We start from the raw sequence: 26,642 nt of genomic DNA, 5'->3' as shown, positions 1-26,642 counted from the left end.
TGGTGCCCACTACCGTGTGTGCCATGACTGAACTGCCCGTGCTTGCCGCCCCCGACCCCCGGACCGTCCGGGACGAGTTGCGGCGGCTCGTGCTGGCCGATCTGCTCGGCCCGCTCGGCGGCGAGCACGAGGAGTTCCCGCGTGAGGATCCGCTGGACCGGTATCCGCTGGGCAGGTTGGCCCCGCGCGGCGTCGTGGTCGACCCGGACACCCAGGACGAACTGGCCGCGGCCGAGGCGGGCGAGTTGAGCGAGGGCGACCGCGAACCCAGCGCGCCCAACATGGCGAGCCTCGCGCTGTCGTCGGTCGGGTTCACCACCACGGTGTCGTCCGCCGCGACCGAGCTCACGGTGACCGCGCAGTGGGGGCGGTACGAACGGGTCGCCGCGGAGACCGAGGGGCCGGGGCCGGACCGGGTGTGGCGTCGGATCCCGATGGGTGGCACGGTCACCGTGAAGCTGGCCGAGGGCGTGCTGCCCGAGCAGTCGCCCGACGTTGAGCAGCAGGATGTCGTGGTTCGCGGCCGGGTGCGCGGACACGACGGGCACTGGCTGGTGTCGCTGTTCCTGGAGAACCAGCAGGCGCAGCCGCAGAGTCGGGCGGCGGGCAGTTGGATCTTCCAAGTGGAGTTGGCCGCGACCGCGCCCGATCAGGCCGAGGTGTTCCTGGCCAGGCCGGAGCTGCCCTCCGGCGGCGACGAGTCCGACCGGGCCGAGCAGCGCCGCCTCGCGATGCTCTACCGGTTCGCCCCGGAGTTCGCCGTGGGGCACGGCGCGGCCGTCCACGCCGAACGCCGCACGGAGACCTCGATGGCGGCGGTCCGGCTGAGCACCAGGACGGTGCCGGAACACGAGCTGCCCGCCACCGACGTGCCCAGCGCCGACACCGACCCCGACCTGCCGGAGTTGGCCGACGTCGAACTGGACATGGCGGCACTCGGGGGGCTGGCCGCCGGGCCGCCGGAACCGCTGCTCGCGGCGTTGCGCCCGCTCGTCGTGGGCTATCGCAACTGGATCGAGGCGCGGACCGAGGACGCACTGTCTCTTGTGGACTATCGCGTGCAGGCGGCGGAGTCGCTGGCCGCCGCCCGCCGCGCGGCCGACCGCATCGCGGCGGGTATCGACCTGCTGGAGACCGACGCGGAAGCGCGGCGTGCCTTCGGCTTCGCCAACAAGGCGATGGCAGACCAGCGGATCCACACCCTGGTCGCGGCGGCCAGACGCCGAGAACCCAACCGGATGCTCGACGAGGCCATCGTCGAGTGGAACCAGCCGAAAAACCGCCGGTGGCGGCCGTTCCAGCTCGCGTTCGTCCTGCTCAACCTGCCGTCGCTCGCCGACCCCCGCCACCCCGACCGCGCCGACGACCCGGACCGCGCCGTCGCGGACCTGCTGTGGTTCCCGACCGGTGGCGGCAAGACCGAGGCATACCTCGGGCTCACCGCGTTCACCGTGGCCGTGCGCAGGCGGCAGCCGCGACACGGTGGGCTGCGGACCGATCTCGGCCTCGCTGTGCTGATGCGCTACACCCTGCGGCTGCTGACCATCCAGCAGTTCGAACGCGCCGCCACCCTCATCTGCGCCGCCGAGATGCTGCGTCGTGCCGACGAGCAGACCTGGGGCACCGTGCCGTTCCGGCTCGGACTCTGGGTGGGCGGCCGGGTCACCCCCAACCGCACCGGGGACTGCGCGGACTGGCTCAAGGAGGTGCGTCGGTCCACCGGACGGCCCTCCCGCGGCCAGGGGTCACCGCACCAGCTCACCAGTTGCCCCTGGTGCGGAACGGTTATCGAGCCGGGCCGCGACATCGAGGTCGACCTCAAGGTCTACCGGCGCACGTTCGTGATCTGCCCCGACGCGTTCTGCCCGTTCGGTGTCGTCGCGGGGCCGGACCACGGTGACGCCAAGGGACTCCCGGTCCTCGTCGTGGACGAGGAAATCTACCGGCACCCGCCCGCGCTGCTCATCGCGACGGTGGACAAGTTCGCCCAACTGCCGTGGAAGGGCGAGACAGCGGCGTTGTTCGGCCGCGTGAGCGCCCGATGCGAGCGGCACGGTTTCCTCACCGAGGATCTGGAGAAGGCCGACTGGGAGCGCGCCAAGCACCCGGCCGAAGCGGGTGCGCCCGCCGCGCGGATCGTCGCCACCCAGCCTGCCCGGCCGCCCGACCTGATCATCCAGGACGAACTGCACCTGATCTCCGGCCCGCTGGGCTCCCTCGTCGGCCTCTACGAGACGGCCGTCGACCGGCTCGCGTCCTGGGAGCTGACCGACGGCCGGTTCGTCCGGCCGAAGATCGTCGCCTCGACCGCCACCGTGCGCCGCGCGAACCGGCAGATCCGCGCGCTGTTCCACCGCCGGACCGAGGTCTTCCCGCCACCCGGCCTGCTCGTCGACGACAACTTCTTCGCCCGCCAACGCTCCACAGTGGACCAACCGGGCCGGCGCTACATCGGCATCTGCGCGCACGGCATCCGGATCAAGTCCACCCTGATCCGGGTGTACGTCTCCGTGCTCGGCGCGGCGCAGAAGCTGCACGACAAGTACGGCCGCAACGAGATCACCGATCCGTACATGACCCTCGTCGGCTACTTCAACAGCCTGCGCGACCTCGGCGGTATGCGCAGACTCGTCGAGGACGACGTGTCCACCCGCCTGACCAGGGCAGACTCCCGCGGCCTCGCCCGCAGGTACGACCCCAAGCTGGCGGAGCTGACCTCGCGGCGGTCCTCCGACGAGATCCGCCCGCTGCTCGACCAGCTCGCGCTCACCTTCACCGGCACCCGGCCGCGCGGCAAGCCGCCCATCGACGTGCTGCTGGCCACGAACATGATCGCGGTCGGGGTGGACGTCTCCCGCCTGGGCGTGATGGTGGTGGCCAACCAGCCCAAGTCCACCGCCGAGTACATCCAGGCCACCAGCCGGGTCGGGCGCCAGGCCCCCGGCCTGGTGTTCACCGTGCTCAACTGGGCCCGCCCGCGCGACCTGTCGCACTACGAGCGGTTCGAGCACTTCCACGCCACGGTCTACCGCAACGTCGAGGCGCTGTCGGTGACCCCGTTCGCGGACCGGGCTATCGACCGCGGCCTCACTGGTGTCCTGGTCTCCCTGGTCCGTGGGCTGACCGTGGTAGGGGGATCAGCAGCCGGGGGATCAGCCGATCCGGGTTCTTCGGCCGAGCGGTCCTACAACGGCAACCTCCGTGCCCAGGACTTCGACCGCAACTCGCAACTGGCCGACCACGTCGTCAGGTTCCTCACCCGACGAGCAGGTGTCGACGGCGAACGGCAGGTCCAGCGCCGGATCGAGGACGAGTTGGACAGCCGACTCGACATCTGGCACCGGGAGCGGTTCATCGCGGGCCGTCGCCTGGCCTACGACCGGCCCCGCAACACCGACGACATCGCGGGTCTGCTGCGCCGACCGGAGGAGGGGCGCTGGGGTCCGCGGACCTGCCCGACCTCGCTGCGCGACGTGGAGCCGGGCGTGCAACTGCTGCTCCTGCCCGGCGCCGACCTGCCCGGCGCCGGGCCGCCGTTTCGCGCCCCCGCCGAGGAGCCCGTACCCACCACGTCAGGGAGTGCCGGGTGAGCGCGCCCGACGAGCGCAAAATCCACCGGGTCGGCGCGTTGCGCCCCAACCAGCTCCTGCACACCTACGGCGTGGGTTCGGTGGCCGACCTGCCGAACCTGTCGGTCGTGATGATGGGCCTGGACTACTGGGAACTCCAACACGCGACCCCGATCGTGGAGGACCGGTTGCTCGCGGCCGTGCGCGCCAGGCTGGGCCACCAGGTGCAGGCGCTGCGGCAGCCGCCCACCCTCCCCGAGACCTCGGACGTCTTCGCCGAATGGGCCAAGACCGGTGTGCCGGTCGGCGTCTTTCCCGGCTGGCTGCGCTGTTCGGACACCAGGTGCAACCGGCTGGCCAGGGCCGACTCGGACCTGTTCGCCTTGCTGGGGCACGCTTTCCAGCCCGACAAGGTGCGCTACGTGCACACCTGCCGGGGCAACGGTGCGAACCGGCCGACCGCCGTGCCCGCCCGGTTCGTCCTCGCCTGCGACAACGGGCACCTCGACGACTTCCCGTGGCAGTACTTCGTGCACGGCGGCTTCGAACCGACCGAAGGCCACTCGCTGACGCTGACCGAGTCGGGCACCACCGGCGAGGCGGCCAGTGTCTTCGTCCAGTGCGAGTGCAAACAGCGCCGCGCGATGTCGGACGCGTTCGGCAAGGCGGGGGAGGTGAACCTGCCCCTGTGCCGCGGTCGGCACCCGCATCTCGGCCGGTTCGAGCCGTGCGACAACCCCACCCGCACCCTCGCCCTCGGCGCGACCAACAGTTGGTTCGCCATGCAGTTGCGGGCGTTCAGCCTGCCCCGCGCGAGCGACCCCGTCGGCCAGGTGGTCGCCGACTTCTGGGGCCAACTCGACCTGCTCGCCACGCTGCCGGAAGCCGTGGCCAAGACGTTGATGCGCACCCAGACCTGTTGGTCCGAACTTGAACCGTACGGGGTCGACGCGGTCTGGCAGGCGATCCGGGACCGCGCCGACGCGCTCGGCGCGGGCGAGGACGCCGACGGGCCGGACGACGAACTCGACCTGCTGCGCCCGGAATGGGACACCTTCTCCGGTGGCGTCGAGGTCGACCTGCCCGACTTCACCACCCGCCGCGAGCAGCGCCCGGCGGGTACGCAGAGCTGGTTGGACCAGGTCGTACTCGTCACCCGGCTGCGCGAGGTGTCCGCGTTGTACGGCTTCACCCGGATCGACGCCCCCGAGTGGGGGGAGATCGCGGGCGCCGACCCGCGCTGCGCCAGACTGTCCGATGAGGATCCGACCTGGGTGCCGTGCGCGGAGATGCGGGGCGAGGGCGTCTTCCTCCAGTTCGCCGAGGCCCGGCTCGCGCAGTGGGAACGCAACGCCGTCGCCCGCGCCAGGGAACAGCGCCTGCTGATTCCCGCACACGAGACATGGCGCGAACAGCGACGTCTTCCGCCGGGCAACTGGCCCGGGCTGCGGTATGTCCTGCTGCATACGTTCGCGCACCTGCTGATCCGCGAGCTCGCGCTCGAATCCGGTTACAGCGCCTCGGGAATCGGGGAGCGCGTCTACGCGGGCACGGGAGCGCGGCCGATGGCGGGCGTGCTGCTCTACACCGCCGCGCCGGACAGTGAGGGGACGCTCGGCGGTCTGGTCTCACTCGGCCGCAAGGACCGGCTCGGTGCCCTCGTCGACCGGGCGCTGGACGCCGCGCGGCTGTGCGGCAGCGACCCGCTGTGCGCCGAACACGATCCCAGGGTGCACGGCAGGCTCTACGGTGCCGCCTGCCACGCCTGCCTTTTCGCCGCCGAGACCTCGTGTGAACGCGGCAACCAGTACCTCGACCGGACCCTGCTGGTGGACACGCTGTCCGTGTCCGGCTGCGGGTTCTTCGCGGCATGACCGACAGCCTCGCCGTCGAGTTGTCCGCCGTGGCGGGGCGGTTGTCCACCGCCCAGGTGCGGGCGTGGCGCGGGATACTCGACGGTGCGGCGGGCCCGGCCGGGGCGGTCGAGGCGGCGTTGATCGACGTCCAGGCGGGACTCGGCCTCACCGGAGTGGCGAGGCACCTCGTCTCGGTCTGGCGAACGCATGCACCGACGTTGCCGGGAAACGCGGTGGCGCTGGCTCTCGCGGCGGCGGCGGTGGCGCACGAAGAGGCGCAACGCAGGCGGCCGAGGCTGGTCGTCAGCGGACCGACCAGTGCTGCCGTGGCCGTGCGGCTGACCAGTTCAGTGGTGACCGAGGTGATCCGCGCCGCGGTCGATCGCGTGCTGGTGGTGAGTTTCGCGGCCTACGGGGTGGCCGAGGTCGTGCGCGAACTGGCGGGTGCGGCCGACCGCGGCGTCCGCGTCGACCTGGTGCTGGAGAGCACCGTGGAGCAGGGCGGAGCGCTGCGCGCCGGTTCGGGGTCCGGCGCGTTCGACATCCTCGCCGACCGTGCGACCTTCTGGCACTGGCCCGCAGAGCACCGTCGGTCCGCCGGTCGTGCTGCGCTGCACGCCAAGGTGGTTGTCGCCGACGGCGGGCATGCCCTGTTGAGCAGCGCCAATCTCACCGACCGGGGGTTGGCCGACAACATCGAGGTCGGCTTTCTGGTCCATGATCAGGACACGGCGGGTCGTCTGGAGCGGCATTTCCGTGCCCTGATGCGGGCCGAGGCACGCTGTCTGTGCCCCGTTCGGCGACCCGGCGCGTGAGTAGCGCAGGCACGGCCGCCTGCCGCCGCTGGTCACGCCGTGTCAGGTGCGGACGAGGGTGAGGTAGGCGAAGCCGAGGGTGTCGCGCCAGCCGCGCAGCCAGGCTGTGCGGTGGGTGTCCGCCTTGGCCCGGATGTCGGCGGCGTGCGGGGAGTCCGGGTTGGCGAGCAGCCAGGTCTCCCAGCCCAGGCCGTGTCGGGATTCGAAGTCGTCCCACTCGGTCAGGCTCGCCTGGCTCAGCGCGAGCAGGCGGAAGCCGTGGGCCTGCGCGAGGTCGACCAGGTCCGCCAACGACCAGTATTCTTCGCGGGCCATGGGCATGACGGCCAGCTCGGCCTCGGTCGGTGGGCGCTGCCAGAAGCCCTCGCCGAACAGCAGCAGGCCGCCCGGGCGCAAGTGGGCGTGCAGGGCCTTGAGCGCGGTCACCGTGCGCGCGTGCGGTTCGCCGCCCCACACGTGGCAGGCGCCGTTGTTGATCAGTACGTCGACCGGGTCGCCGGACCAGTCCGCCGCGTCGCCCGCGATCAGCTCGACGCGGTCGGCGAGGCCGCGGGCGGTGGCGTTGCGGCGGCCGTGGTTGATGGCCGCGCTGTCGCGGTCGACGCCGATGCCGGTTGCCGTGGGTTCGGTGGTCAGCGTGCGCAGGAGCAACTCCGCCCAGCCGCAGCCGAGGTCGACCACCCGCCGGTCGGTCAGCGGGCCCAGCGTGGTGATCAGCCCGCGGGCGTGTTCGTCGGACAGCGGAGCGTTGAAGTCGACGTCGTTGTGCAGTGGGGGAATCTCGGGCGTGGACACGGTCGGCAGGTTTCCCGACCGGCCGGGGCACGTCCAGCGGATTTCCGGCGCGGTGTTCGGGCATGCTGGTCCTATGGGGCGGCGGCAACCACGGGTGCGGGACGGCATGACTGAGCCGACCGAGGCCCAGGACCACGAGCAGTGGCCGGAAGAGGTACCGCCGCGGCGGCGGCGCAGGCGCGGGGTCACCGTGTTCCTCGCGCTGCTGGTGTTGGTCCTGCTTGGCCTAACCGTGCTGCGGCTGGGCGGGTTCGACGGCAACCGCTTCTCCGTCGCCGCGCTCGCCGTCACGCCCTACATCGCCGGGTTCGGCGTGGTCGTCGCCCTGTTGGCGCTGGTGTTGCGGCGCAGGCTGCTGGCGTTGATCGCGCTGGTACTGGCGCTGTCGCTGGGTGTTCTCCTCGTGCCGCGCTACCTCGACGACGGTGAGCCCGCGCCGGACGGGCAGCGGGTGCGGGTGATGTCGGCCAATCTGTTCCTCGGTCGCGCGGACGCGGCCACCGTGGTCCGATTTGTCCGAGACGCCCGGGTCGACGTGCTCGTGCTGCAGGAGCTGACCCCGAAGGCGGTGGCCGCGCTGGACGCCGCGGGGCTGGCCGACCTGCTGCCCTACCGCGTGCTGCGCGCGGAGCCGGGCGCGTCGGGCGGTGGGATCCTCGCCCGGGTGCCGCTGCGCCAGATCGTGCTGGTCCAGCGGGAAAGTTCGTTCCAGCAGCCCGGCGCGGTGCTGGACCTGTCCGGGCCGACCGACCTGGAGATCGTGTCCGTGCACACCGTGCCGCCGGTGTCGAGCGAGTACTCGCGGCAGCAGTGGCAGGCCGAACTCGCCGCCCTGCCGTCCACCGACTCCAGTGGCAGGCCGCGGGTGCTCGCGGGCGACTTCAACGCCACCCTCGACCACCGCGCGCTCAACGCCGTGCTCGACCGCGGCTACTTCGACGGCGCCGAGCTGGCAGGCGAGGGGATGCGGCCGACCTGGTCGCAGTACCCGTTCGGGCCGCCGGTCACCATCGACCACATCCTGGTCGACCGCCGCGTCGGCGTCCCGATGGCGGCGGTCTACGACCTGCCCGGCAGCGACCACAACGCGGTGCTCGCCGAGCTGGCGCTACCCCGGCCGTAGGCGAGCGTCGATGTCGGTGGTGCTACCCCGGCGGTAGGCGGGCGTCGATCTCGGCCAGCGCTTCGGCGGCGCCCATCGGCAGGGACACGCCGCGTCCGTGCCGGACCTCGGGCTCGCGCGGGTTGATCCTGATCAGCGCGCCGGTGGTGGCGCTGGCCAGTTCGGCCTGCCTGCGCACGGTCGGGACGGCGTTGCCCGCGCCGATCTCCACCACGACCAGCTTCGCCCCGCGCAGCCCGCGCCGCCACGATGCCAGCTCGTCGAGGGCGGTCTGGCTGCGGTCGGGTACCCAGTCGTAGTCGCCGAACATCAGGATGTTGGGCCGCGCCAGGTTCCCGCAGTCGGGACACGCGGGCAGCGGGCCGACCGCGCGCATCGTCTCGGGGTCGATCTCGATGTCCACTTCGGACGCGTCCCACACCCGCTGTCGACAGGGCAGCAGGCATTGCAGGTGGTGGATCGACCCATGCACCTCGGCAACGGCGGTGAACCCGGCGCGCTGGAACTGACCGTCCACATTGGACGTAAAGACGCGCGCGCCCCAGCGGGCCAGCACCGCGAACCCGCTGTGCGGCACCGTCGACCGGTACAGCGCGAGCCGGTGGCCGTAGAACCCCCAGGCCAGCTCCGGGTCCTGGGCGAAGTGCACCGGGTCGGCCAGCTCCACGAAGCTCAGGCCCAGCCGCGCGTAGGGCGGGTACGCCTGCCAGAACCCCTCGTCGCCGCGGAAGTCGGGCAGCCCCGAGTCGACGCCCATCCCGGCGCCCGCGCACACCAGCACCGCCTCGGCGTCGGCGACCAGCTCGGCCGCGCGGTCGAGGGTGGGGCTCATTCGGCCGCGCGGGGACCGGCGCTCTGCACGACCTCGAACTCCAGCACGCTCGACCCGGTGCCGACCGATTTGCAATTGACCGCACCCAGTCGCTGTTCCAGCTTCGGTCCCGACTCGACGGGAGCCTCCATCGCGTTGATCTTCACGACTGCCATGGGGGTGAGCCTAGTGTCCTGCCGCGCGCGATCACTTCTGTGTACCTGTGATGTCTGCCAGGTGTGCGAGTCGGCGAAGTTCGGTGATGAACTCGTCTCGCTCGGCCATGTTCCCAGGCAGGCGAGTTTCGGCATCGGACACGAGCTGATCCCGGATCACCGATATGAGGTCGACACGTGCGGGTGACGGGAAGTCTTCGGCACAGACAAGGCCGAGGTTGTTGTCTCGGATCTCTTCGAGCCCCGCCACTGTCGCGGGGTCGTCAAGGTGGTCGATGAGGAAGTCGAGCACCCAGTGGTAGAGCGAGCTGTTCGCCGCCCAACGTGTTTCCCTGGTGATCCAAATGTCGCCTGCCATCACATTCCCACTATGAAGACTCGGGGGCCGAGTGGCCCGATGAACTCTTTCACCCACGCGGCCTGCTCGGGTGTGAACTGCGATACGTCTACCGGCACATAGTCAGCCTTTCGCAGGTGGTCCACGATCCGCACCCGGAGTTGGCCCCACTGCCGGTCGAAATACTTGGCAGGGAAGTTGCCCACCGCATCGTAGGTCGTGCCGTCGGGGCCGACCCAGTCTGGGCCGGAAGGTTTTGGTGACCGCATCAACTCGATGCGTCTCGCGTCCTCGATGCGCCGCGCGGTCTGCGCTTCAGCGGGTCGAAACCGGCCGGTTGCCGGGTCTTGGCCGAGTCGTCGCTCCCGCTCGCTATATCCATCCTGCTCTCTCCTCCTGTCGGGTGTCGGGGCTTGTTGGCTGGCGGTGGGGCGGGTTGAGGTCATTGTTCCCGGTGCGCCGCCGATCAGACCAACGTAGGTATCGATGCTGGCTTGAGATTCCGCAAGCAACAGATACGCGTCGGTGATAGCCTCCCTGGCTATCTGCAAAGCGTTGAACGCTGCATGTGCATACGGATTGCGGCTCCCGTAGGTCACTTTGCTCGAACAAGGCTTGCGCTTGTTCGAGCTGACCAGCCGCAACGGTAAGTTCCCCGCGCAGAGCATCTGCCTGCGCCGCCACCGCGCGCAGGCTTGCGACTAGATCATCGACTGAAACCATCGTATTCTATTGGCTTGCCGAGAACTGTGTGGCAGCTCGCACGGCTGCGCCTGCCGCTTCGTGCGCGTTACTTACAGATGCGGCTGCCTGCTGAAGTGTTGCTCGCGCGGCATTGGCTTCGGTCCGAGTCGATGAGTCGAGCGCGATCGCCAATACGGCTACCGCCTCCTCAAGTTGCAGTGCCACAGTGTCCATGCCGCCAATCGCTTCACCAATGAGCCGCTTCACCTCTTCGACGGCGCCGCGCAGATCGTGAACGCTCATCGTTCTTCGGCCGCGCGGTCGAGGGCGGGGCTCATTCGGCCGCGCGGGGACCGGCGCTCTGCACGACCTCGAACTCCAGCACGCTCGACCCGGTGCCGACCGGCTTGGCTCGTGGTCCGGCGTGTGCTTCCTTTGCCGAGCCGGTCATCCATGCCTGGAAGTGCTCTTCGCTCTCCCAGCGGGTGTAGACGAAGTAGCGGGTCTCGCCCGCGACGGGCCGCAGCAGTTCGAACCCGAGGAACCCGGGCTCGCCCTCGACTGCGCCCAGCCGCGCGGCGAAGCGCTGCTCCAGCTCCGGCCCCGAACCGTCGGGAACCTCGATCGCGTTGATCTTCACGACTGCCATGCCGTCAGCCTACTTGCGCAGCGAGCCCGGGTAGAGGAACTCGTCCGCGGGCTTGGCGGCCTGGTGGAACCAGGCGTCGAAGAACGGGCGCAGGTCCTGGCCTGCGACGGTGGCGGCCAGCTCCTCGAACTCCAGCCAGGACGCGTTGCCGTCCTGGTGGGCGGCGATCCAGTCCTTGAGCAGCTTGTCGAACGCGGGGTCGCCGATCTGCCTGCGCAGGGCGTGCAGCGCGAGCTGGCCCTTGTCGTACACCGCCGTGAACTCGTTGCCCGCGCCCATGTCGTAGAGCTTGCGGTTCCAGAACCGGTCCCGCTGGGCGTTGCGGGCGACCTGGGTGCGGTAGCGGTTGTCGAGGTCTTCGCCCTGTACGGCCTCGGCCCACTGCCACTGCGCGTAGGAGGCGAAGCACTCGTTGAGGCAGATGTCGGCCCAGTTCTTCACCGACACGGTGTTGCCGAACCACTGGTGGGCCAGTTCGTGCACGACGACGTCCAGGTCGGCCCACTTGGCGTAGATCGGTCTGCCCTGGATCTCCAGGGAGAACCCGATGTTCTCGTTGAGGTAGATGCCGCCCGCCGCGCTCTGCGGGTACGGGCCGTACTTGCCGCTGAGGAAGGCGAGGATCTCCGGCATCCGCGCCTGCACGCCCTTCTTGTCCTCCGCGCCCGGCGCGTAGGCGTTGACCACGGGCGTGCCGTCGGCGAGCCGGGATCGCTCGAAGATCCACTTGTCGATGCCGACGGTGGTCAGGTAGGTGGCGATGCGGTTCGGCTCGACCCAGGTGTAGGTGGTCCAGCCGCCCGCCGACACCGGGGGCTCCTCGCGGCCGTTGGAGATCACGCTCCAGCCGTCCGGGACCCGCGCGGACAGCCGGAAGGTCGCCTTGTCGCGCGGGTGGTCGTTCACCGGGAACCAGCTACTCGCCGAGTGCGGCTCGCCCGCGGCGAAGGCGCCGCCGGAGCGGGTGTACTGCCAGCCGCCCGCGCCGAGGGCGGTGTCCTCGCTCACCTCCGGCACGCCCGCGTAGCGCACCCGGGTCTCGAACTTCGCGCCCTCGGCCAGCGGTGCCGCCGGGGTGATGACCAGCTCGTGCTCGCCTTCGCGGGCCAGCGTCGCGGGTTTGCCGTCGACCTCGACCGACGCCACGTCGTAGCCGGTGAGGTCGAGGTTGAACCTGCTCAGCGCGGCCGTGGCGGTCGCGGTGACCAGCGTGTCGCCCTCCAGCCGCTTGGTCGGCGGGTCGTAGCTGATGGTCACGGCGTACGCGGTGACGTCGTAGCCGCCGTTGCCGTCGTCGGGGTAGTACGGGTCGCCGAGGCCGTCGGCGCCGACGCCGCCGGACGCGCCCGGTCCCGGTTCGGGGGCCTGCGTCGGTCGGGGGGTCGGCTGAGTCGACTGCTCGGCGGAGTTCGTGCACGCGCTGAACGCCACTGCGGTGAGCAGCACGCAGGCGACGCGGACGGGGGCGACCCGGGACATCGAGGCAACTCCAAGCTGGTCGGGAGACCCCATCATGACCTCCGTCCTGTGTTGTGGGAGTTGTGTCGGGCAAACTCGCCCGTATGCGGCGCGACGTGGTCGAGTTCGGCGGCGAGGGGCCGACGATCCTGCTCCTGCACGCGCTGATGGGCCGGGCGAGCACCTGGTGGTCGGTCGCTCGCTGGCTGACCACCTACGGCCGTGTCGTCGGCCTCGACGCGCGCAGCCACGGCCGCAGCCCGCACCGCGGCGGTCAGTGGCGCACACCGGACTTCGTCGCCGACGCGGCGGAACTGGTCGCCGGGCTGGGTTCGCCCGCGGTCGTGATCGGACACTCCATGGGCGGGCTGCACGCGATCGGGCTGGCCGCCGAGCACCCTGAACTGGTGCGCGGGCTCGTGGTCGAGGACGTCGGCGTCGACCTGCACGGCCGCACGGTCGACGGCTGGCGCGAGCTGTTCGAGGCGTGGCCGGTGCCGTTCCCCTCGCTCGCGCACGTGCGCGAGTTCTTCGGCCGGGCGGGCCCGTACTTCGCCGAGTGCGTCGAGGAGCGGGCCGACGGCTACCACCTGATCGCCGAGATCGACGACCTGTTCGAGATCGCGGGTGAATGGGGCACGCGGGACTACTGGCCGCTGGTCGAGCGCGTGCGGTGTCCGGTGCTGGCGATCGAGGCGGAGCACACGGTGATGCCGCCGGGCCAGCAGGCGCAGGTTCCGGTGCGGGCGCCCGGCGGCGGCCACCACCTGGTGGTCGCGGGCAGCGGCCACCTGGTGCACGACTCCGTGCCCGCGGTCTACCGGGGCGCGGTGGAGGCGTTCCTGTCGGCGGTCCTGGGGCGCTGACTCACAGCTCGACCAGCACCTCGATCTCCTCGGTCACCGTGTCGAGCACGACCACGCGCCGGGCCCGCGCGCGGATCGGTTCGACCGGGAAGACCACGCCGAAGCCCGCCACCAGTTCGGCGTCGGTGACGCCGTGGACGAGCGTGCAGTGCGGAATCCACGAGCCCGGCAGGTAGTAGGCGTTCGGGTTGCGGACCTTGCCCGCGAGCACGTCGTGCACCGCGGAGTGCACGGCGAGCAGTTCGCTGTCGGTGACCGCGGCGAGCATGAGGACGTTCTCGCTGGTGGCGAAGGTCGACAGGCCCGCGAGCCAGATGCCGGGCATGGTCAGCCTGGCGAGGTCGGCCCGCAGCGCCGCCCGGGTCCTGCGGGGGATGTCGGACGCCATCGCGAAGGTGAGGTGCGGCGGGAACTTCCGGGTGCCCGGCAGGCCCGCCCGGTCGAGGCGCGCCCACAGCCCACGGATCGCCGTCTCGGCCTGCTCGTCGAACGTGATCATGATTGCGTGGGCCATGGGCAAGAGCCTGCCGGCTCCGGCGCGCCTCAGGAACTGAGCAGAGTCCGCCAATCGCGGGCCTGCACCACACCGCCGGTGCGGCCCTTGAGCAGCGCTCGGGCGGCTCGGGCGGCGTCGCTGCCGTCGGCGGCGTCGACCGTGCGGATCAGCGCGGGCCAGGCCCCGGCGCCGATCAGGCCGCTCTCGTCGGCGACGCGGCTGGCGTAGCAGGGGTCGTAGCGCACGCCCGCGGTCGCGCCGAACCGGCGCATGGCGGCGAACGTCGAGGCGCCGAAGACGCCGTCGGTCGGCACGTCGCGGATGCCGCGGTCGCGCAGCAGGTACTGCGCGGCCAGGACTCGCGGGCCCGCGTCGCCGGGGCTCAGCAGTGGCCAGGTCTCGGGTTCGACGAGCGGCTGGTTCAGCCTGGTCGCGACGGCCGCGCGGAGTTCGGGGAGGCGGCCGTAGAGCACGCCGCCGGGGCACTCGGTGCTGTTGAAGTCGCGGTGGCCGCGGATCTGGGCGGGCGCGATCCCGTACTGCCGGGCGATGTAGGCGACCAGGTCCACCAGCGAGTTCCAGAGCTGCGTGGTGACGTTGACGCTGGTGTAGAGGCCCTCGTTCTCGATGCCGATGACCTCGCTGTTGTGGTTGCCCACGTTGGCGCCCAGCACGTGTTTGGTGCGGCCGCGCAGCACCTCGACGCTGCGGTGGCGGCCCTCGGTGATGTGGCCGCCGCGGCTGTTGGTGAGCTGTTGGCCGCTGTCGATCCAGCCTCGGCCGTCCATGTGGAAGTTCTGGATGGACCGCGAGATCGCGAACGCGTGCGCCCGGGACAGGTCGTTGCTGTTCGGGCCCGCAGTGTGGTGCACGACGATGTAGGTGGGCTTGCGGCTGAGCACCTCGACGGGTGCGTTCGGCGGCCGCGCGCCCCATTCGGCGGTGCCCGCGATGATCGGCGGGGCGGCGGCTTGGGCGGTGGTGCTCAGGGCGGGCAGGGCGGCGCTCGCCAGGCCGACGGTGACGCCGGTCTGGATCAGGGCGCGACGGGTCAAGGCCATCTCGATCTCCCTCGACAACGGGGGCAGGAGCCCCAGATCGGTGCGTGGCATTGCCGACCGTAGTGATCCGGTCACCGATCTGGCAATAGTTGTCGAACTATCGGCCTAACTCGTCAATGCTCGCCAGGCAGGGCGAAGAGACCCGCGGTGGTCTGCTCGACCAGACCGTCCACCAGCAGCGAGTCCAGGCACCGATCGCGCTGGCCCGCGTCGTGCCACACCACGTCCAGCCGCGCTCTCGACGCGGGCTCGCTGGTGTCGCGCAGAACGTCGAGCAGCAGCCCGCGCACCTGCCGGTCGGTGCCCGCGAACCGCTGCACCGCCTTCACCGGGCCGTCGTAGGCCGGACGCCCGGCCCGCTGCCACGCGCACGACGCCACGACCGGGCACACCGCGCACCGCGGCGACCTGGCCGTGCACACGACGGCGCCCAACTCCATCAGCGCGGCCGACGCGCGTGCGGCGGTGGCGTCGTCGGCGGGCAGGAGTTTGTCCACATCGGCCAGGTCACGCGTGGTCGACGGCGGACCCGCGTCGCCCGCGCCGTGCACCGCGCGGGCGACCACGCGCCGGACGTTCGTGTCGACCACGGGACAGCGCTTGCCGTAACCGAAGGCGGCCACCGCGCGGGCGGTGTAGGCGCCGATGCCGGGCAGCGCCAGCAGAGTGTCCACATCGGACGGAACGACGTCGCCGTGCTCGGCAGCGAGCACGCCTGCCGCCGCGTGCAACCGCAGCGCCCGGCGCGGGTAGCCGAGCTTGCCCCACGCCCGCACGACCTCGCCCTGGCTCACCGCGGCCAGCGCGGACGGCACCGGCCAGCGCGCCAGCCAGTCCAGCCAGATCGGCTCGACCCGGGCGACCGGGGTCTGCTGGAGCATGATCTCGCTGACGAGCACGCCCCAACCGGTGGTGCCCGGCGCGCGCCAGGCGAGGTCGCGGGCGTTCGCGTCGAACCAGTCGACGACGTCCAGCACATCCAGGCTCATTGCCCGGAGAGTCTAGTTAATGCACCTCGGTGAGCGCCGCGGTCTGCACGTCGTAGACGAAGCCGCGGACGTTGCCGATGAACGGCACGAACGGGCTGCGCCGCACCCGCTCCACCGACTGCCGCACGCTGTCCTTGACCTCGCGGAACGCCTCCACCGCCCACGGCGGCCGCAGCCCGGTGTCCTGCTCAAGGGCGTCGCGGAAGGCGTCGTCGGTGATCATCGACAGGCCGCACAGGGTGTGCTGCATCACGATCACCTCGCGCGTCTTGAGCTGGCGCTGGCTGATCGACAGCGAGCGGATGACGTCGTCGGTGACGATGCCGCCCGCGTTGCGCAGGATGTGCGCCTCGCCGTGCTTGAGGCCGAACACGTCGAACACCTTGATCCGGGCATCCATGCAGGTCACCACCGTCAGGTGCAGCGAGGGGACCGGGGTCGGGATCTCGGGTGCCCCGTGGTCGGGTCCGTCGATGTGGCGTTGGAGCAGGTCATCGATTGCCGTCACGGCCCACCTCCTGGCTGTCTCTGGCCCTGTGACCAGCAATTGGAACGCCTATCCCACCCGTCGGACAAGTGTCTTTGAGCAAGCTCACTCATCGTGGCACGGACCGCTGACGACACCCCCCGATCGAGCGACGTCAGTTGCGCCGCTCGCCGGATTCGCGCCGTTACCGTTTTCGGGTGATCGATCCATCCGGTCCTCTGTCCCGAGGCGTCTACCTGCGCAGGCGCGCGATCGCCGTCGCGGGGTCGGTGCTCGGCGTCGTCGTCCTCGTCTGGATCATCGGTGCCCTCGTCGGCACCGACGATGGCCAACCGGTCCGCGGGACGTCCGCCCAGGTCGGCACCAGCTCCCCGCCCGCGACCACGTCGGCGCCCGCGGCCTCGTCCAGCGCCGCCGCCACGTCCGCCGCCCCGGCGCCGCCGCCGCCGACGACCACACCCCCGCCCGACCCGAACCTGCCCTGCCCGGACGCGGTGGTCGGCGTCGCCGCCGAGTCCGACGCACCCGCCTACCGGGTCGGCAGGCGGCCGGTGCTGCGGCTCGTGGTCACCAACGCCGGACCCGTGCCTTGCACCCGCGACATCGGCCACGAGCTGCGCGAACTGCTCGTGACCAGCCCGGACGGCGCCACCCGGGTCTGGTCGAGCAACGACTGCTACGCGCCGAAGGGGCAGCGGAGCCAGATCCTGCAACCCGGCGAGCGGCAGGTGTTCGAGGTGACCTGGGCAGGCCGCACCTCCGCGCCCGGCTGCCCGGTCAAGCGCACCGCGGTCGCGCCGGGCGCCTACCTGCTCACGCCGAAGCTGGGCACCCTGGTCGGCGCGCCGATCCCGCTCGCCTTCACGCCTTAGGGGCCGAACCAGCGTTCCTCGGTGCTGCGCGGCGGCGCGGAGGTCGAGCCCAGCACCAGGTCGGTGTCCAGGGTGATCTCCCGCGGCCGGGTCGGGTCGGCTGCGCTGAGCAGCAGCTTGCCCGCCGCCCGGCCCTTCTCCAGCACCGGCTGCCGGACCGTGGTGAGGCCCACCCGGTCGGCGTCGGTGATGCCGTCGAACCCGGTGACGGTCAGGTCCTGCGGCACCCGCAGGCCGCGCCGCTTGGCCTCGGTGAGCGCGCCGAGCGCGAGGATGTCGGAGGTGCAGATGACCGCGGTGACGCCCGGGTCGGCGTCGAGGAGTTGGGCGGTGGCCGACGCGCCGTTGGCGGTGCTGTGGTCGAACCGCTCGACAACCGGTACGCGCGCCCAGTCGACGCCGACGGTGCCGAACGCGTCGGCCAGGCCGGCGAGCCTGCCGCGCTGCACGTGAAAGTGCGCGCCACGCTGGCGTTCGACGGGAGCGAAGCCGTCGTTGCGGTCGCGGGCGAGGCGCATGCAGACCACCCCGACCCTGCGGTGGCCGAGCGAGATCAGCCGCTGGGCCAGCACCACCATCGCGGCGCGGTCATCGATGCCGACACGGTCGATGCCCGGCACGGACGGCTGGTCGGCGACCACGGTCGGCACGGGCCGCGACAGCACCGCGGCCAGGTGCGGGTCGTCGTCGGGCACGGAGTACACGACGAACCCGTCGACGCCCGCGCGGTGCACCGCGGCGACGTCCTCGCGCTCCGGGTTCACCGGCACCAGGTGCAGGCCCTGGCCCGCGACCTCGCAGGCCAGCGCCAGGCCCTCCAGGAAGCCCAGCGCGGCCGGGTCGCGGAAGGCGTAGGACAGGTTCTCGGTGAGCAGCAGGCCGACCGCGCCCGCCTTGCGGGTGCGCAGCGATCGCGCCACCGGGTCGGGGCCGGGGTAGCCGAGCCGCCGGGCGGTCTCCAGCACCCGTCGCCGCAGCTCCGGGGAGAGCTGGTCGGGACGGTTGTAGGCGTTGGAAACCGTGGTCCGGGAGACCCCGAGTTCCGCAGCCAGCGACGCGAGCGTCGCCGGTCGTCGCACATGCATAGACCGCGCCATGGGCTGACCGTAACGGTTCAGAACCAATTGCAGAAGGCCGGCCACGTTCACTCGCACGAGCCGTGTCACCCGGTCGGGTTAACACGCCCGGACCGGGTGTCGTAGAGTTGAAAGCGACAACGGTTTCCATTGTCGCCCGAGGGGCGATACCGGCCCGCCAGGAGTGCCCATGAGCTCGCGTCCCACCCGTTCCGTCCTCGCCATGGCCGGACTCGCCGCCCTCGCGCTCGGCGGCACCGCGGCGTGTGCCGGGGCGCCGAGCACACCCGCCGCGGCCGACGGCAAGATCGTGGTCATCGCCTCCACCAACGTGTGGGCGAGCGTGGCGCGGGCGGTCGGCCGCGACGCCGTGACGGTGACCGCGATCCTGAGCGACCCGGGTGCCGACCCGCACGGCTACGAGGCCAAGCCCGCCGACGCGACCGCCTTCGCGGGCGCGAAGCTCACGCTGTCCAACGGCGGCGGCTACGACGAGTTCTTCACCGGCCTCGCCGACACCGCGGGCAAGGACGCCAAGAAGATCGTCGCCTTCGACCTGGCGGGCAAGGGCAACTCCGGTGCCGTGGGCGTCAACGAGCATGTCTGGTACGACCTGGAGACCGTGCGCAAGGTCGCCGACAAGGTCGCCGACGAACTGTCCGCGGTCGCCCCCGACCGCAAGGACACCTTCCGCGCCAACGCCACCAGCTTCGGCGGCAAGCTCGACGAACTGGCCAACAAGGCCGCCGCAATCGGCGCGGCCAAGCCGGACGCGAAGGTGATCGCCACCGAGCCAGTCGCGGAGTACCTGCTGGTGACCGCAGGTCTGACGGATATCACCCCGTCCGAGTTCGCCGAGGCCATCGAGGAAGAGACCGACCCGTCGGCGGAGGCCGTCGCGGAGACCGACGCGCTGGTCACCGGCAAGCAGGTCGCGGCGGTCGTCTACAACGAACAGACCGAGACGTCCGTGACCAAGGCGCTCAAGGACAAGGCGACCGCGGCGGGCGTGCCCATCGTCGGTGTGACCGAGACCCTGCCTGCGGGTGTCACCGACTACCTTGACTGGATGACCAAGCAGGTCGACGCACTCGCGGGAGCCCTGGCGACGACATGACCGAACGTCCCACCTTGATCGACCACAGCGCGCGGCCAGCCGCGCTGTCCACAGCGGACAGTGTCGTCGCGCTGTCCGGTGCCAGGCTCGCGTACGGCGACCGGGTGCTCTGGGACGGCCTCGACCTCGACGTCCGCGCGGGGGAGTTCGTCGCCGTGCTCGGCCCGAACGGCTCCGGCAAGACCAGCCTGCTGCGCGTCCTGCTGGGATTGCAGAAGCTGTCGGCGGGCACGGTCCGGGTGGCGGGCGCGACTCCCGGCCGGGGCAACCGCGGCCTGGGCTACATCCCGCAGCAGCGCGCGCTCGAGCCGACACTGGCCCTGCGCGGGCGCGACCTGGTCGGCCTCGGCCTCGACGGACACCGCTGGGGCATCGGTTTCACCGGCATCCGCGAACGCAGGCGCCAGGTCGACGAGGCGCTGGCGGCGGTCGGCGCGTCCGGGTTCGCCGACCGCCCGGTCGGCCTGCTCTCCGGCGGCGAGCAGCAGCGGCTGCGGGTCGCGCAGGCGCTGATCAGCGACCCGCGGGTGCTGCTGTGCGACGAGCCACTGCTGTCGCTCGACCTGGCTCACCAGAGCGCCGTCAGCGCGTTGATCGACTCCCGCAGGCACGCAGCGGGCACGGCGGTGCTGTTCGTCACCCACGAGATCAACCCGGTACTGCCGCTGGTCGACCGGGTCCTGTATCTGGTCGACGGGCGGTTCCGGGTCGGCACGCCCACCGAGGTCATGACCTCGCGCACGCTCTCGGACCTCTACCGCACCGACGTGCAGGTCGTCCGGGTCGGCGGCCAGATCCACGTCGTCGGCGCGCACAGCTCCATCTGCGAGGACAACCCGCACCACGGGGAGCACTGAGGTGGACAAGCTCTTCGACTTCGAGCTGACCGCGCAGCTCCTGCGGCTCGACTTCGTCTGGGCGGCGCTGCTCGCGGCGGCCGTGCTCGGGCTGCTGGCGGGCGTGCTGGGGCCGCTGATCGTCAGCCGGAACATGGCGTTCTCCGTGCACGGCACCAGCGAGCTGGCGTTCACCGGCGGCGCCGCGGCGCTGCTGCTCGGCTGGGACATCGGCAACGGCGCGCTCGCGGGCGCGATCGTGGCGGCTCTCGTGTTGGGTCTGCTCTCGCGACGCAGCTCCGAGTACGACTCGGTGATCGGCGTCGTGCTGGCGTTCGGGCTCGGCCTGGGCGTGCTGATGCTGTGGCTCTACAAGGGCCGCGCGTCGAACAAGTTCGGCCTGCTCACCGGGCAGATCGTCGGTCAGGACTTCGCCAGCCTCGCGCTGCTCGTCGGGTGCGCGGTCGGGGTGCTGGGTGTGCTCGCGGTGATCTACCGGCCGCTGTTGTTCGCCAGCGTCGACCCCGAGGTCGCCCGCGCGCGCGGGGTGCCGACGACGGCGTTGGCGCTGGTCTTCGCGGTGCTGGTCGGCGTGGCGACGGCGCTGGGTGTGCGGACCGTCGGGTCGCTGCTGGTGCTGGCGCTGATGGTCACCCCCGCCGCCGCCGCGTGCCGGGTGACGGCCAGTCCGGTGCGGGCCACGCTGCTGGCGGTGGTGTTCGCGCTGGTCTCGGCGGTGGGTGGGATCGTGCTGTCGCTCGCGCCCGGCGCGCCGGTGAGCGCGTTCGTCACCGCGATCTCGTTCCTGATCTACGTGGTGTGCTGGGGGATCAGCCGAGTGCGCCGGACCGTGCCCGTCTAGGACGCGCCCAGGATCGACGTGACGAGCCACTTCGTCACCGGTCAGGTCGTCCTGCCGACCGACCGCGCCGTGCGTCCGGTCCGCAACTGACTGTCCACTCAGGACAACAGCAGGAGTGCCTGGAGGTGGCCGACCAGGGCGCCGATCACCGCGCCGACGGCGATCAGCTTCCACTCGTCCTGGCGGAAGGCGGGTCGCAGCAGGCCCTCGTACTCCACGCGGCTGAGCTGGTTCATCTTGGTGGCGATGGTGTTGCCGATGTCCAACGCTTGGTGCGCATAGGGTTCCGCGTGCCGGGCGGTGTCGCTGAGGTAGACCATCGCCCGGTCGGCCGCGGCGGCCTTCATCTCCTGGAACCGGCGCGTGCCCACGGCGACGGCGACGAACGGCTTGGCGATGCTCGCCTGTTCGTCGACCGTCTGCCGCACGATCCGCTGGATCGTGGTCAGCAGCCGGTCGGACTTGGGGCCGCGCAGGATGCCGTCGATGATGTTGGGCACGGTCATCACCTCGCGCGCCACGATGTCGCCGTACTGCCGGGCGACCTCGGCGCGGCGGCGCTGGAAGACGCCCTGGAACGGGATCAGGCCGAGGATCTTGGTCTGCTCGCGCGGGAAGAACACCAGCTTGATGGCCAGCCAGTCGGTGAACCAGCCGATGGCGGCGCCGAAGATCGGCAGCACCAGCGGCTCGCGGGTCAGCGCCCACACGACGGTCTGCACGAGGCCGAGCGCGAAGCCGAAGTAGATGCCGCAGCGGGCGATGAACGCCATCTCCGGGCGGGAGATGTCGCGGATCAGCCGGACCAGCAGTTCCTTGTCGCGCTCCAGCGCGGTGACCGCGACCTGCTGCACGTCGAGCACGTCGCCGATGTTCGTGCTGATCTCGTGCATGATCTTGCGGACCATCGCGGGCGAGCCCGCCTGCACCTGTTTGACGATCATGTCCTGGGCGAGCACCGGCAGCATTTCCCAGAGCTGCGGGTGATAGCGCGCCATGACCTCGCGCGCGATCTCGTCGATCGTCAGCAGCAGCGGGCCCTGGATTCGGCGCGCCACCTCGTCCGGGTCGAGCCGGTCGGTGATCTCCTTCGGGTCGATCAGCCTGCTGGTGATCAGCTCCGCGGACACCCGGACCATCCGCGCCGAATTCCGCGGAACCACGCCCTGCCAGCCGAGGTAGGGCTCCGCGAGGCCGACGAAGCGCAGCGGCCGAAACATCATCTCGACGGCGACGCGCTTGGTCACGTACCCGATGACGGCGGCGATGAACGGCATGGAGACGTAGATCGGCCAGTTCAGCGCGACGTCGTCGAGGATGCGGTCGACGTCCAACCAGCCCTCCTCGACTTGACTGGCTAGTAGGTTAGCTCAGTGCAGGACCAGCAGGACCTGTAGCTCGCCCACCAGGAAGCCGATGATCGCGCCCACGGCGATGAGCTTCCACTCGTCCTGTTTGAACGCGGGCCGCAGCAGGCCCTCGTACTGCAGCGGGGTGAGCTGCTGGATCTGCCGCACGATCGTGTTGCGGATGTCGAGCGCGCCGGTCGCGTAGCCCTCGACATGCCGGATGGTCTCCGGGATGCGCTCGATCGCCTTGCGCGCGGCGGCCTGTTTCATCTCCTGGTACCGACGCGTCCCGACCGCGGCCACCACGAACGGCTTCGCCAGGCTCGCCTGGGCGTCGATGGCGCGCTGCACCTCGCGCTGGATCATCGCGTACAACCGGTCCGACTTCGGCCCGGTCAGCACGGCGTCCATGACGTTCTTGACGGTGAGGATCTCCTTGGCGATCAGGTCGCCGTAGTCGCGCGCGACCTCCATCCGGCGCTTCTGGAACATCCCCTGCCAGGTGACCAGCCCGAGGAATCGTTTCGGCCGCCGGGGGAAGAAGATCATTTTCAGCGCGAGCCAGTCGGTCAGCCAGCCGGTGAGCCCGCCGAAGATCGGCATCACCCACGGGTTTTTCGTCAACGCCCACGTGACGAGCTGGACCAGGCCGATCGTGAAGCCGAAGTAGATGCCGGACTGGGCGATGAACCGCATCTCCGGCCGCGCGGTGTCCCGGATGAGCCGGTTGAGCATGGCCTTGTCGCGCACCAGGTTGCGCACCGCCATGTCCTTGACGTCGAGGATGTCCTCGATGTTCTCGGCCAGCTCCCGCATCAGCCGCTCGACGATCCGCGGGGCCTCGGCCCGCACGCGGACCAGGATGCGCCGCTGCGCCTGCTCGGGCATCAACTCCCAGAGATTCGGCTGGTAGTGCGCGAGCAGTTCGCGGGTGATCTCGTCCACGGCCCGCTCGATCGGCTCCCGCAGCTCCTCGGCGACGTTCTTCGGGTCGAGTCGGGCGAAGATCGCCTTCGGCTCGATCAGATTCGTGGTCATCAACTCCATGGCCACACTCGCCATCCGGTGCGCGTTGCGGGGGATCACCCCCTGCCACCCGACGAGCCCGACCCCGACGAACTCCACCGGCCGGAACATCATCTCGATCGCCGCCCGCTTGGTGACGTACCCGATCACCGCCGCGATGAACGGCATCGACAAATACACCGGCCAGTGCGCCGCGAAGTCGTCCATGATCGCCCGCCAGTCCACACCTGAGCATCCCACGCGACCCCGCCGCCACCGATCGGGTGACGGCCGGGTTCACCGGGACGTCGACTCGCGCAATCGGTCCGCCCGCTTGCGGAAGTGGTTCGCCAACCACCGAGCCGACTCCGTGTCGTAGATCAGGTTTCGGCTTCGACGGCCCCGTCGAAGGCGCGGATGACCTCCGCGACGTAGACCACCTGTTGCTCTCGCGGCAGTTGGTCTCGTGGCCAGTCCCGCAACAGCTTGTACACGTAGTCACCGGATACCGGCCCGTGATCGCCACGGCCCGCCGGTTTCGACTGAGCACTCATCGTCCGCCTCCTGTCATGACCGTCTTCACTGGTCATCGCCAACCATCCGTGCCACTGTACCGATGATTCTACGTACATATGTCTAGAGTTCCATCCGTCGATTGGGTGACTCGGTTGCGGGCTGGTCGGTCACTGGGTGCAGACTTGGCGCCGGCGACAGTCACAGGAGGTAGGACAGGTGTCAGACCGCGACGACCCTTCAGCGGTGCGTTGGCTGGTGGGGGTGGAATTGACCAGGTTCCGCGACCGCGCGGGCAAGAAGATCGGCGACGCGGCCAAGGCCATCGGGTGTTCGCTCGGCAAGATCGGCCACATGGAGAGCGGCCGGAACCAGCAGCAGCCGGGCGAGGTCCGCGACCTGATGCGCTTCTACCGCGCCGACCAAGCCGACATCGACCGCCTCGCGTCCCTGGCGGGCAGCGCCGGGCAACAGACTTGGTGGGCGCCGTGGACCGATGTGGTGCCCGACTGGTTGAAGACCTTCGTCGGGCTGGAAGGTCTGGCCGAGCAGTCGTCGATCTATGCGCCGCTGGCATTGCCCGCCTTGCTTCAGACCGAGGCGTACGCGCTTGGTGTGACAGCGGGCAATATCCGGGTCCGGCCCGACCACAACGAGCGCACCGTCAGCCTGCGCATGGAACGCCAACGTCGCCTGTCTGCCGCAGATCAACCGCTCAAGCTCATGGTGATGCTTGAGGAAGCCGTGCTCAACCGGCCGATCGGTGGGCCGGACGTCATGCGCGCCCAGTTCCGCCACCTGCTCGACCTCGCCGAGCGCGAGAACGTCGAGCTGCGCGTGCTGCCGACCGCGATCGGTCCCCATGACGCACTGGTCGGCCCGTTCACGGTGCTGGACTTCCGCCAAGCGCAGAGCATCGCCTATGTCGAGCTGTTGAACGGTGCGTTCTACGTGCAGGATCAAGATCAGGTGGACGGGTACACTCGAACCGTCAACCGGCTCCGTGAGGTCGCGTTGCCGTCGGCAGACTCGGTGGACCTGATCCACTCGCGCCTCACCGCCTGAATCATGGAGGAAGCCATGTCCACCCATGAGCGCCGCGACGGGTGGCGCAAGTCGTCGTTCTCGGACACCGGCAACGGCTGTGTCGAGATCGCCCACACCTTGGCAGCCATCCGGGACTCCAAGAACCTCGCCGGACCAACCTTGACGGTGCGCGTAAACCGCCTCGTCCGCGCCGTCAAGACAGGCACCCTCGACGCCTGAGACACCTGCTCTGCGTGCACGTTCGGATTGATTCCGCCAGGTGAACTCCAAGCCGAACTCCAAGTTGCGCCAAGTTGCTCCAAATTTTGGAGTTGGCGGTCGACGCCGGTCAGAACTGGTAGTAGAGGAACGGGCTGAAGGTGCCGGTGGCCACCAGGATGGCGGCCCAGAGCAGGCCCGGTCCCATCACCGCGACCCGTAGCACCGACGCCGTGCGGCTGCGGGACGACTCCAGCATGGGGCCGGTCACCGGGCCCACGGGCATGAACAGGATGGCCATGGCCACCACCAGGACGACCGTGACCTGGTTGCCGAACGCCGCGGCCACCTGGTCGGTCAGGCCGTTGAAGTCGGGCAGCAGCATATGGCCGATCATCACCAGCGCCTGCCCGAGGTCACCCGCGCGGAAGAACACCCAGCCGAACACCACCAGGATGACCGTCAGCGCTCGGCGGCCGTAGCGGCGCAGGGGGTCGGTCGGGGTGACGTCGAGGCCGAAGCCGCGTTCGATGATCAGCAGGGCGCCGTGGAACATGCCCCAGACCAGGAAGGTCCAGTCCGCGCCGTGCCAGAGGCCGGTCAGGATGAACACGACGCACAGGTTGCGGTAGGTGCGGGCGGCGCCGTCGCGGTTGCCGCCGAGAGGGATGTAGACGTAGTCGCGGAACCAGCGGGACAGGGACATGTGCCAGCGGCGCCAGAACTCGGTCACCGTCACCGACGAGTACGGGCGCGCGAAATTCTCCGGCAGCCGGAAGCCGAGCATCCGGCCGAGGCCGATGGCCATGTCGGAGTAGCCGGAGAAGTCGAAGTAGAGCTGCAGGGTGTACGCGATGGCGCCGAGCCAGGCCACGGCGAAGGTCATCTGGTCGGCGGGGGTGTTGAAGCACTCCTTGACCAGCGGGTTCAGCGAATCGGCGATGATGACCTTTTTGCACAGGCCCAGCGCGAACCGGGGGAACCCCGAGGCGACGTCGTCGAGGCGGTGGGTGCGTTCCTGCGGAAGCTGGTCGGCGATCTCCCGGTAGCGCACGATCGGACCGGCCACGAGCTGCGGGAACATCGCGATATAGGTCACGAACGACACCGGCTTGCGCAGCGCGGGCCGTTCGCCGCGATAGATGTCGACGACGTACGAGATGTGGTGGAACGTGTAGAACGAGATGCCGATCGGCAGCAGCAGGTCGACCACGGGGAAATCGCCGCCGAGCAGCCGGGCGAACCCGGCGAGCTGTTCGGTGGCGAATCCGGCGTACTTCCAGATCACCAGCACGGCCACGTCGAACCCGACCACGCCGATCAGCACCCGGCGCCTGCGCTGCCGATTGATGTCCCATTCGTCGGGTTCCAGGTAGGGGCCTGCGAGGAAGTTGACGACCATGCAGGTGAGGAGCAGCAGGGTGCTGGGGCCCGCGCCCGCGGCGTAGAACAGCAGGCTGGCGGCGGCGATGATGCCGTTGCGCCAGTGGCGGGGGGCCGCGAGGACGGCCAGCAGGACGATGGGGGTGAAGAACCAGAGGAACAACGGACTGGCGAACGACATCCGTGCTCCCCTTCCCCGACCGGCGGTCAGC

The 26,642-nt window shown here is 70.4% G+C and carries 28 protein-coding genes; 11 read left to right on the top strand and 17 right to left on the bottom strand.

The window, feature by feature from the left end:
• Nucleotides 1–23: 23 nt before the first annotated feature.
• Genes drmA through drmC form a run of 3 tightly spaced genes read left to right on the top strand, consistent with a single transcriptional unit; the run spans nt 24 to nt 6,240 of the window.
• Nucleotides 24–3,590: a DISARM system helicase DrmA gene (drmA, locus tag ACT4N7_RS01025; RefSeq protein ID WP_444826613.1), complete on the top strand. Its 3,567-nt coding sequence runs from the start codon at nt 24–26 to the stop codon at nt 3,588–3,590.
• On the top strand, nt 3,587–5,443 hold the full coding sequence (gene drmB, locus ACT4N7_RS01020) for a DrmB family protein (RefSeq protein WP_444826612.1): 1,857 nt from the start codon (nt 3,587–3,589) through the stop codon (nt 5,441–5,443). Before drmA ends, drmB begins: the two co-directional genes overlap by 4 nt.
• Nucleotides 5,440–6,240, top strand: a complete 801-nt coding sequence (drmC, locus tag ACT4N7_RS01015; protein WP_444826611.1) for a DISARM system phospholipase D-like protein DrmC — start codon at nt 5,440–5,442, stop codon at nt 6,238–6,240. Before drmB ends, drmC begins: the two co-directional genes overlap by 4 nt.
• A gap of 42 nt (nt 6,241–6,282) precedes the next feature.
• On the opposite strand, the gene ACT4N7_RS01010 is transcribed toward drmC, so the two are convergent.
• A complete protein-coding gene (locus tag ACT4N7_RS01010) occupies nt 6,283–7,035 on the bottom strand; it encodes an SAM-dependent methyltransferase (RefSeq protein WP_444826610.1) in 753 nt (250 codons plus the stop codon).
• Nucleotides 7,036–7,141: 106 nt separating this feature from the next.
• Between ACT4N7_RS01010 and ACT4N7_RS01005 the strand changes: the two genes are divergently transcribed.
• Complete coding sequence (locus tag ACT4N7_RS01005) at nt 7,142–8,158, top strand: endonuclease/exonuclease/phosphatase family protein (protein ID WP_444826609.1); 1,017 nt, start codon at nt 7,142–7,144, stop codon at nt 8,156–8,158.
• Nucleotides 8,159–8,180: 22 nt separating this feature from the next.
• Here ACT4N7_RS01005 and ACT4N7_RS01000 read toward each other — a convergent pair whose 3' ends face one another.
• The 7 genes from ACT4N7_RS01000 to ACT4N7_RS00970 all read right to left on the bottom strand — a co-directional run bounded on the left by ACT4N7_RS01000 (nt 8,181) and on the right by ACT4N7_RS00970 (nt 12,294).
• Entirely contained in the window at nt 8,181–8,990 is an 810-nt protein-coding gene (locus ACT4N7_RS01000; protein ID WP_444826608.1) for an SIR2 family NAD-dependent protein deacylase, read from the bottom strand.
• A complete protein-coding gene (locus ACT4N7_RS00995) occupies nt 8,987–9,145 on the bottom strand; it encodes a hypothetical protein (RefSeq protein WP_444826607.1) in 159 nt (52 codons plus the stop codon). Before ACT4N7_RS00995 ends, ACT4N7_RS01000 begins: the two co-directional genes overlap by 4 nt.
• Nucleotides 9,146–9,176: 31 nt before the next feature.
• Nucleotides 9,177–9,506 (bottom strand): hypothetical protein, encoded by a 330-nt coding sequence (locus tag ACT4N7_RS00990; RefSeq protein WP_444826606.1) that lies wholly within the window; start codon nt 9,504–9,506, stop codon nt 9,177–9,179.
• Nucleotides 9,503–10,126 carry a hypothetical protein gene (locus tag ACT4N7_RS00985; RefSeq protein ID WP_444826605.1) on the bottom strand — a complete coding sequence of 208 codons (624 nt, stop codon included), beginning with the start codon at nt 10,124–10,126 and terminating at the stop codon, nt 9,503–9,505. The genes ACT4N7_RS00990 and ACT4N7_RS00985 overlap by 4 nt, the downstream gene beginning before the upstream one ends.
• Before the next feature lie 85 nt (nt 10,127–10,211).
• Entirely contained in the window at nt 10,212–10,469 is a 258-nt protein-coding gene (locus ACT4N7_RS00980) for a hypothetical protein (RefSeq protein WP_444826604.1), read from the bottom strand.
• 31 nt (nt 10,470–10,500) lie between these two features.
• Nucleotides 10,501–10,815: an antibiotic biosynthesis monooxygenase family protein gene (locus ACT4N7_RS00975; RefSeq protein WP_444826603.1), complete on the bottom strand. Its 315-nt coding sequence runs from the start codon at nt 10,813–10,815 to the stop codon at nt 10,501–10,503.
• 9 nt (nt 10,816–10,824) lie between these two features.
• Entirely contained in the window at nt 10,825–12,294 is a 1,470-nt protein-coding gene (locus tag ACT4N7_RS00970; protein WP_444826602.1) for a M1 family metallopeptidase, read from the bottom strand.
• An 83-nt stretch (nt 12,295–12,377) separates the two neighbouring features.
• On the opposite strand from ACT4N7_RS00970, the gene ACT4N7_RS00965 reads away from it, so the two are divergent.
• On the top strand, nt 12,378–13,139 hold the full coding sequence (locus ACT4N7_RS00965; protein WP_444826601.1) for an alpha/beta fold hydrolase: 762 nt from the start codon (nt 12,378–12,380) through the stop codon (nt 13,137–13,139).
• Between the two features lies 1 nt (nt 13,140).
• Here the strand turns inward: ACT4N7_RS00965 and ACT4N7_RS00960 are convergent, their stop codons facing one another.
• The 4 genes from ACT4N7_RS00960 to ACT4N7_RS00945 form a co-directional block, all read right to left on the bottom strand.
• Complete coding sequence (locus tag ACT4N7_RS00960) at nt 13,141–13,653, bottom strand: 2'-5' RNA ligase family protein (protein WP_444826600.1); 513 nt, start codon at nt 13,651–13,653, stop codon at nt 13,141–13,143.
• Between the two features lie 29 nt (nt 13,654–13,682).
• Nucleotides 13,683–14,696, bottom strand: a complete 1,014-nt coding sequence (locus ACT4N7_RS00955) for a peptidoglycan recognition protein family protein (RefSeq protein WP_444826599.1) — start codon at nt 14,694–14,696, stop codon at nt 13,683–13,685.
• 113 nt (nt 14,697–14,809) lie between these two features.
• The gene (locus ACT4N7_RS00950) at nt 14,810–15,685 is read right to left on the bottom strand and encodes an A/G-specific adenine glycosylase (RefSeq protein WP_444826598.1); all 876 of its coding nucleotides are present in this window, start codon (nt 15,683–15,685) and stop codon (nt 14,810–14,812) included.
• A gap of 16 nt (nt 15,686–15,701) precedes the next feature.
• Nucleotides 15,702–16,193: a beta-class carbonic anhydrase gene (locus tag ACT4N7_RS00945; protein ID WP_444826597.1), complete on the bottom strand. Its 492-nt coding sequence runs from the start codon at nt 16,191–16,193 to the stop codon at nt 15,702–15,704.
• Nucleotides 16,194–16,369: 176 nt separating this feature from the next.
• Between ACT4N7_RS00945 and ACT4N7_RS00940 the strand changes: the two genes are divergently transcribed.
• Complete coding sequence (locus ACT4N7_RS00940) at nt 16,370–17,044, top strand: hypothetical protein (protein ID WP_444826596.1); 675 nt, start codon at nt 16,370–16,372, stop codon at nt 17,042–17,044.
• Here the strand turns inward: ACT4N7_RS00940 and ACT4N7_RS00935 are convergent.
• On the bottom strand, nt 17,041–18,141 hold the full coding sequence (locus ACT4N7_RS00935) for a LacI family DNA-binding transcriptional regulator (RefSeq protein ID WP_444826595.1): 1,101 nt from the start codon (nt 18,139–18,141) through the stop codon (nt 17,041–17,043). The genes ACT4N7_RS00940 and ACT4N7_RS00935 overlap by 4 nt on opposite strands.
• Before the next feature lie 169 nt (nt 18,142–18,310).
• Between ACT4N7_RS00935 and ACT4N7_RS00930 the strand changes: the two genes are divergently transcribed.
• The 3 genes from ACT4N7_RS00930 to ACT4N7_RS00920 are packed head-to-tail and all read left to right on the top strand — an operon-like array spanning nt 18,311 to nt 20,935.
• Nucleotides 18,311–19,237, top strand: a complete 927-nt coding sequence (locus ACT4N7_RS00930) for a metal ABC transporter solute-binding protein, Zn/Mn family (protein ID WP_444826594.1) — start codon at nt 18,311–18,313, stop codon at nt 19,235–19,237.
• The gene (locus ACT4N7_RS00925) at nt 19,234–20,094 is read left to right on the top strand and encodes a metal ABC transporter ATP-binding protein (RefSeq protein WP_444826593.1); all 861 of its coding nucleotides are present in this window, start codon (nt 19,234–19,236) and stop codon (nt 20,092–20,094) included. The genes ACT4N7_RS00930 and ACT4N7_RS00925 overlap by 4 nt, the downstream gene beginning before the upstream one ends.
• Nucleotide 20,095: 1 nt before the next feature.
• Nucleotides 20,096–20,935: a metal ABC transporter permease gene (locus ACT4N7_RS00920; protein WP_444826592.1), complete on the top strand. Its 840-nt coding sequence runs from the start codon at nt 20,096–20,098 to the stop codon at nt 20,933–20,935.
• 98 nt (nt 20,936–21,033) lie between these two features.
• On the opposite strand, the gene ACT4N7_RS00915 is transcribed toward ACT4N7_RS00920, so the two are convergent.
• The 3 genes from ACT4N7_RS00915 to ACT4N7_RS00905 all read right to left on the bottom strand — a co-directional run bounded on the left by ACT4N7_RS00915 (nt 21,034) and on the right by ACT4N7_RS00905 (nt 23,879).
• Entirely contained in the window at nt 21,034–22,269 is a 1,236-nt protein-coding gene (locus ACT4N7_RS00915; protein ID WP_444826591.1) for a DUF445 domain-containing protein, read from the bottom strand.
• Between the two features lie 36 nt (nt 22,270–22,305).
• A complete protein-coding gene (locus ACT4N7_RS00910; RefSeq protein WP_444826590.1) occupies nt 22,306–23,535 on the bottom strand; it encodes a DUF445 domain-containing protein in 1,230 nt (409 codons plus the stop codon).
• A gap of 134 nt (nt 23,536–23,669) precedes the next feature.
• Nucleotides 23,670–23,879, bottom strand: a complete 210-nt coding sequence (locus ACT4N7_RS00905; RefSeq protein WP_444826589.1) for a hypothetical protein — start codon at nt 23,877–23,879, stop codon at nt 23,670–23,672.
• A 142-nt stretch (nt 23,880–24,021) separates the two neighbouring features.
• Here ACT4N7_RS00905 and ACT4N7_RS00900 point away from each other — a divergent pair, with 142 nt between their 5' ends.
• Together ACT4N7_RS00900 and ACT4N7_RS00895 are read left to right on the top strand one after the other, a co-directional pair.
• Nucleotides 24,022–24,867, top strand: a complete 846-nt coding sequence (locus ACT4N7_RS00900) for a helix-turn-helix domain-containing protein (RefSeq protein WP_444826588.1) — start codon at nt 24,022–24,024, stop codon at nt 24,865–24,867.
• A 15-nt stretch (nt 24,868–24,882) separates the two neighbouring features.
• Nucleotides 24,883–25,068: a DUF397 domain-containing protein gene (locus ACT4N7_RS00895; protein ID WP_444826587.1), complete on the top strand. Its 186-nt coding sequence runs from the start codon at nt 24,883–24,885 to the stop codon at nt 25,066–25,068.
• A 109-nt stretch (nt 25,069–25,177) separates the two neighbouring features.
• Here the strand turns inward: ACT4N7_RS00895 and ACT4N7_RS00890 are convergent, their stop codons facing one another.
• Nucleotides 25,178–26,611 (bottom strand): MBOAT family O-acyltransferase, encoded by a 1,434-nt coding sequence (locus ACT4N7_RS00890; protein WP_444826586.1) that lies wholly within the window; start codon nt 26,609–26,611, stop codon nt 25,178–25,180.
• Between the last annotated feature and the right edge of the window lie 31 nt (nt 26,612–26,642).

The sequence above is a fragment of the Actinokineospora sp. genome (assembly GCF_052390155.1).
GTDB lineage: Bacteria > Actinomycetota > Actinomycetes > Mycobacteriales > Pseudonocardiaceae > Actinokineospora.
The sequence above is the reverse complement of the archived record's forward strand: the minus strand, read 5'-3'. Positions and strand labels throughout refer to the sequence as shown.